Below are 6,000 nucleotides of genomic sequence, written 5' to 3'. Positions count from 1 at the left end.
CCCGGCGGGGCCTCACGGTCGACACCCTGCTCGCCGCCGCGCCGACCGACGCGCCGCTGCGCGTGGACGCGCCGCCGCAGGCCCGCGACCTCCTCGCGCTCTGCCGCCGGGGCGTGCTGTCGGTCGCCGAGGCCGCCGCGCACCTGCGGCTCCCGGTGAGCGTGGTGCTCGTCCTCGCCGACGACCTGATCGCCTCGCACCACCTGACCGCGCGCGCCGGCAGCGGCTCGGCCGCGCCCGCGCCGTCCCTCCTGCGGGAAGTCCTCGATGGCCTTCGCAAGCTCTGAGCCCCTGAGCGTTCCCGCGGACGCGTCGGAGGCCGGGGTCCGGTTCGTTCCCGGGACGGTCGAGCGCACCGCCAAGGTCCTCGTCGTCGGGTCGTTCGGGGTGGGCAAGACGACGTTCGTCGGGTCGGTCAGCGAGATCGAGCCGCTGCGCACCGAGGAGCCGCTGACGACGGCCTCGGTCGGCGTGGACGACCTGCTTGGCCTGCCCGGCAAGACCAGCACGACCGTCGCGCTCGACTTCGGCCGCGTGACGCTGTCCGACCGCCTCGTCCTCTACCTGTTCGGGACTCCAGGCCAGCGCCGCTTCTGGGACATGTGGGCCGGCCTCGCCGAGGGCGCCGCGGGCGTCCTGGTGCTGGTGGACGTGCGGCGGCTCGCCGACGGCTTCGAGGTCCTCGACCATCTGGAGGACGCCGGCCTGGACGCCTTCGCGGTCGCCGTGAACCGCTTCCCCGACAGCCCCGACCACGACCCCGCCGCCCTGCGCGAGGCGCTCGACCTGCTGCCCGAGACGCCCGTGCTGTCCTGCGACGCCCGCGACCGCGAGTCGGCCGTGGCCGCGCTGGTGCGGCTGGTCGAGCACGTCCTCGACAGGAGAGAGAACCGGTGACCGCCGCCGATCTGTACGCGTTCCCCCAGGTGATGCCCCTCGCGGAGACCACCGCCGACCCGGACGCCGCCCTGGAGCGGCTCTGGCGCGAGCACGGCCCGGTCGCGCCGGTCGAGCTGATGCCCGGCGTCCGCGCGTGGCTGGTGATGGGCTACGCCGAGATCCGCCAGATCACCACGCAGGACCACCTGTTCAGCCGGAACGCGAACACGTGGAGCCTGGTCCTGGACGGCACGGTCGGCCCGGACTCGCCGCTCGGCCCGATGATGTTCCACCGCGACAACGTGATCGGCGCGGACGGCGAGGAGCACCGGCGGCTGCGCCGTCCGATCGAGCAGGCCATGGCCGCGCTGGACCACCGCGCGCTGCGCCGCACGGTCGAGCGGCTGTCCACCGGGCTGATCGACCGGATCGCCCCGGCCGGACGCGGCGACCTCATCGCCGACTACGCCGCGTCCATCCCCGTCCTGGCGATCGGCGAGCTCATCGGTCTCGACCCGGGCCGCGCCCGCGAACTGCTCGACGCCATGAACCTGCTGTTCTCCAGCGGACCGCGCGCGCAGGAGGGCAACGCCAGGTTCGAGGCGCTGCTGAACGAGCTGGTCACGTCCCGGCTGGACGGCGGCGCGTCCGACCTGACCGGCTTCCTCGCCTCGCACCCCGACCTCGCGACGGCCAGCGAGATCCTGCAAACGCTCGTCGTGGTCGTCTCCGCGTCCAACCACACGTCCATCTCGTGGATCGCCGAGACGCTGCGGCTGATGCTGGTGGACCCCCGGTTCGCCGGCCGGATCAACGGTGGGCGGCTGTCCATCGACGACGCGCTGGACGAGGTGCTCGCCCGCCAGCCACCGATGATCAACTTCCCGGCCCGGTACCCGCTGGCCGACACCGTCCTCGCCGACCGCCCGGTGCGCAAGGGGGACGCGCTGATCCTCGGCCTCGCCGCCAGCGCCCGCGACACCCGCGTGCACGCCTCGGACTGGTGGACGCGCGGCAGCCGCGCGCACCTGGCCTGGTCGGTCGGCCCGCACGCCTGCCCCGGCCGGGACCCGGCGCGCACCATCGCCCGCACCGCCGTCGCCACCGCCCAGCACCTGCTCGGCGACCTGCGCCTCGCCTGCGACCCGGCCGAGATCGGCTACCAGCCGAGCCCGTGGATCCGCACCGCCGTCAGCCTCCCGGTGACCTTCACCCCGCGCATCCCCGCGGCACCGGCCCCCCGCACCCCCGTGATGGACCGCACCCCGTGATGGACAGCATTCCGTGATGGACAGCATTCCGTGATGGACCGCACCGCCTCGTAGACCGCCCGCCTCCGGAACCCGTCCGGGGTGCCGGACGGCGCGGACGACCGCCTTGGAGACGCCATGACCGCAGCCCCGTCCCCCTCCGCCGAGATCCCCGTCATCGAGCTCGACCCGACGGCCGCCGACCACCACGGCGAGGCCGCCCGGCTGCGCGCCGCCGGGCCCGTCGTCCGCGTCGTCCTGCCCGGCGGCGTCCGCGCCTGGGCCGTCACCACGCACGCGCTGGTCGACGAGCTCGTCCGCCACCCCGACGTCAGCAAGGACTACCGGAACTGGACGGCGGTGAAGACCGGCGAACTCGCCGACGACAACCCGATCATCGGGATGATCAAGGTGGACAACCTGGTCACCGCCGACGGCGCCGAGCACACCCGGCTACGCCGCCCGATCGTCGGGCAGTTCACCCGCAGACGCGTCCAGGACATGGTCCCGGCGATCACCGCCGCCGCGACGTCCCTGCTGGACGCCCTGCCGGACACCGAGGTCGTCGACCTGCGCGCGCACTTCGCGGCCCGCCTCCCCCTCCAGGTGATCTGCGAACTGCTCGGCGTCCCCGACGACCAGCGCGCCCGCCTGCGCCACCTCGTGGACGCCATCTTCCGCACCGACACGACCGCCGAGGAGGTCGTCCAGGTGCAGGCGGAGATCCCGCGGCTGCTCGGCGACCTGATCCAGGCCCGGTCCGCCGCGCCCGGCGACGACCTGACCAGCGCCCTCATCGGCGTGCACGCCGCCGACCCGGCCGCGCTGTCCGCCGAGGAGCTCGCCGGGACGCTCTGGGTGCTGCTCACCGCCGGACACGAGACGACCATCAGCCTGATCTCCAACGCCGTCCGCGCCATGCTCACCCACCCCGACCAGCGGGACGCCGCCCTGTCCGCGACCGAGGACCCCTGGCCCGCGGTCGTCGCCGAGACGCTGCGCTGGGACGCCCCCATCGGCAACTTCCCGGCCCGCTACCCGCTGCGCGACCTCACGCTCGGCGGCGTCACCATCCCGGCCGGGGACGCGATCATCGCTCCGTACACCGCCGTGAACCGCGACCCGGAGCGGCACGGCCCGGACGCCGACCGCTTCGACCACACCCGCGTCCAGAAGGGCGACCTCGCCTTCGGCGCGGGCCGGCACAACTGCCCCGGCTCGTACCTCGCCGAGACCGAGGCGCGCATCGCCCTCGCCGTCCTCTTCGACCGCTACCCGAAGATGACCCTGGCCGTCCCGGCGGACGACCTCCCGCCCGTCCCGAGCCTGTTCACCAACAGCGTGGCCGCCCTCCCCGTCCGCCTGAACCCCTGACCGCACCGAGGGGCGGGCCGGCGCGGCCCGCCCCCTCGGTGGTGAGCCTGGGTGCTGACCGCCGGTGTTGCCCCTCGGTGTTGCCCCTCGGTGTTGCCCCTCGGTGTTGAACCTCCCCTTGGGGGAGATGCCAGGGTGGACGGCATGCGGGGCGAAGCGACCTACTCGATCGGCGAACTGGCCGACACGGCCGGCGTGACGGTGAAGGCCGTCCGCTTCTACACCGACCACGGCATCCTGCCCGAGTCCCACCGGACCGCCTCGGGCCACCGCCGCTACGGCCCCGACGCCGTCGCGCGCCTCGCCCTCGTCCGCACCCTCCGCGACCTCGGCCTCGGCCTCGCCACCGTCCGCCGGATCGTCGACCGCGAGACCACCCCCGCCGAGGCCGCCGCAGCCCACGCCGACGCCGTGGCCGTCCAGATGCGCGTGCTCCGGCTCCGCCACGCCGTCCTCACCACCGCGGCCCGCCGCGACAGCACCCCGGAGGAGCTGGAACTCATGCACCGTCTCGCCCGCCTCTCCGCGGCCGAACGCGACGAGCTCGTCGCCGACTTCCTCGACCACGCCTTCGGCGCCCCCGACGGCCCCCTCCCCCGCGTCCTGCGCCGCTCCCTCACCCCCGAGCTCCCCGACGACCCCACGTCCGAGCAGCTCGCCGCCTGGGTCGAACTCGCCGAGCTCTCCCAGGACGAGTCGTTCCGCGACCTGATGCGGTTCCTGTTCACCGCGCACAAGGACGACCACCCGTCCGGCCCGCCGCGCAGGCACGCCGTCGGCACGGTCACCGAGACCGTCCGTCCCCTCCTGGCCGCGAACGTCTCCCCCGACTCCCCCGAGGCGTCCGCCGCCGTCACCGAGGTCGCCACCGCCTACGCCGAGGCCCTGAACCTCCCGGACACCCCGGCCCTGCGCGCCCGCCTGGCCACCTACCTCACCGCCGCCAACGACCCGCGGCGCGAGCGCTACCTCACCCTCCTGGCCACCGTGAACGGCTGGCTCCCGCCAGACCACCCGCGCCGCGAGATCACCTGGTTCCTCACCGCGCTGTCCTGAACCGACGGCCCTCCCACCGACCCGCCCCAGCCGCCGGCGCAAGTCTCGTCAGCCGGGCGGGGGACGTCGGCAGGGCGGGGCTCGTCTCGGCCGGACGCTCAGCTCCGGGACAGGGCCGGGACGGGCAGCTTGTCCAAGGCGTAGGAGGACGCGGTGACCGTGCCGTCCGCGCCGATCAGCGCGAAGGTCGGATAGGCGCTCACGGTGAAGGCGGTGCCCATCGGCCCGTCCACGGGCTCCACGACCACGTCGGTCACGTCGCCCAGCTCGGGCCCGGTGGGCGCGCGTCTCCTCCGTGGTGCCGTGAAGGACGGCGAGGGTGGGGCGGTCGGCGGACGCGGCGACGAACTTGGGCAGCTGCACGGCGCAGGCCCCGCACTCCGGCGAGAAGAACGCGACGACGGTACCGCGTACGGACTCGTGCGTGACGGGCGTCCCCCCGTCCGTCACCGTGGCGAACTCGGGAAGCCGCGTCCCCGGCGCGAGGAACGTGTCCGGTGGAAGACCACCCTCCTCGTCCTGCCGTCGCAGCCGGCGGATGATCCCGAACGTCAGCAGCAGGTTGAGCAGGCACAGCACGGTGACCAGAACGACGGCCGCGGCGAGATAGGGCATGGATCCTCCTCGGGAGACAGGCGTCCGAGAGCCGCACCGGAGCGGGATCGGACCGAGGCAATGTAACCCACGAACATTCGGCATACCAGAGTGACGTTCCCCGGAACGCCGGCCCAGCTGGTGATCACCTGACGACCATCGGTGAATTTCGAATTCCCGACCTCGGCAATCGCGATTCCCGCATGTTTTGGATCTTGCGCGCCGGTACCCCGGGAGCTTACGTTGGCCCGGTCCAAGACCTCCAGGAAAGGGGTACACCATGACCCGCATCTTCGGTTCCGTCAGCGACAAGCTGCTCGGCGCCGTCCTCGGCGAAAAGGCCGCCGGGGCGTGCATCCCCGAGAACGGCCAGCTCTGCTACTGCAAGGGCGGCTACCGGTACACCTTCAACTGCTATGGCGTCTGCACGAAGCAGAGCACTCGCTGCTAGTCCGCGCACGGGGGCGAGACCACGGTCCCGCGAAGTGCGTGTACCGCCTGGTCAGCCCGTGATCGGCGGCCCCGGAACGCCCACCGCTCCGGGGCCGTCCATCATTGCCCGCCGCGCGCACCGGCACGCCCGCGAGGACGAGACGGGGCCTGCGGCCGGACGCGTCTGCAAAGCAACGACCCGCAAGGTAATCAAAATCATGACTACCGGGGGAACTGTTTTACATACGCTTTTCCGTTCACCTGCCCCCCATCCATCCCATGATTTCCTGGCGAGTCCAAGGGCACTTCGCAGGTAATCATTTCCAAGCACGACCCCGCGCGCTCCCCACGTTTCGTCACACACCGCCGACCGATACGTCCGCGTCCCCGCCCCAAGGCGCCGATAAACCTTTAG

Annotated in this window: 7 protein-coding genes; 6 read left to right on the top strand and 1 reads right to left on the bottom strand. The window is 73.0% G+C overall.

Features of this window, described 5'->3' with window-relative positions:
- The 5 genes from DZF91_RS00820 to DZF91_RS00800 all read left to right on the top strand — a co-directional run.
- A partial coding sequence (locus DZF91_RS00820) for a DUF742 domain-containing protein (protein ID WP_117355600.1) occupies positions 1–287 on the top strand: 287 nt, incomplete at its 5' end.
- On the top strand, positions 268–897 hold the full coding sequence (locus tag DZF91_RS00815) for a GTP-binding protein (protein ID WP_117355599.1): 630 nt from the start codon (positions 268–270) through the stop codon (positions 895–897). The genes DZF91_RS00820 and DZF91_RS00815, both read left to right, overlap by 20 nt.
- On the top strand, positions 894–2,150 hold the full coding sequence (locus DZF91_RS00810) for a cytochrome P450 (protein ID WP_235833968.1): 1,257 nt from the start codon (positions 894–896) through the stop codon (positions 2,148–2,150). Before DZF91_RS00815 ends, DZF91_RS00810 begins: the two co-directional genes overlap by 4 nt.
- Before the next feature lie 117 nt (positions 2,151–2,267).
- The gene (locus DZF91_RS00805; RefSeq protein ID WP_117355606.1) at positions 2,268–3,503 is read left to right on the top strand and encodes a cytochrome P450 family protein; all 1,236 of its coding nucleotides are present in this window, start codon (positions 2,268–2,270) and stop codon (positions 3,501–3,503) included.
- Between the two features lie 144 nt (positions 3,504–3,647).
- Positions 3,648–4,559 (top strand): MerR family transcriptional regulator, encoded by a 912-nt coding sequence (locus DZF91_RS00800; protein ID WP_117355605.1) that lies wholly within the window; start codon positions 3,648–3,650, stop codon positions 4,557–4,559.
- A gap of 98 nt (positions 4,560–4,657) precedes the next feature.
- On the opposite strand, the gene DZF91_RS39255 is transcribed toward DZF91_RS00800, so the two are convergent.
- Positions 4,658–4,816: a hypothetical protein gene (locus DZF91_RS39255; protein ID WP_158587816.1), complete on the bottom strand. Its 159-nt coding sequence runs from the start codon at positions 4,814–4,816 to the stop codon at positions 4,658–4,660.
- 617 nt (positions 4,817–5,433) lie between these two features.
- On the opposite strand from DZF91_RS39255, the gene DZF91_RS40875 reads away from it, so the two are divergent.
- The gene (locus tag DZF91_RS40875) at positions 5,434–5,604 is read left to right on the top strand and encodes a hypothetical protein (RefSeq protein WP_199486319.1); all 171 of its coding nucleotides are present in this window, start codon (positions 5,434–5,436) and stop codon (positions 5,602–5,604) included.
- The last annotated feature ends 396 nt before the right edge of the window (positions 5,605–6,000 follow it).

This window comes from Actinomadura logoneensis, assembly GCF_003428695.1.
GTDB classification, from domain to species: Bacteria; Actinomycetota; Actinomycetes; order Streptosporangiales; family Streptosporangiaceae; genus Spirillospora; species Spirillospora logoneensis.
Note: the sequence above shows the minus strand (reverse complement) of the source record. Positions and strands in the feature narration are given on the sequence as shown.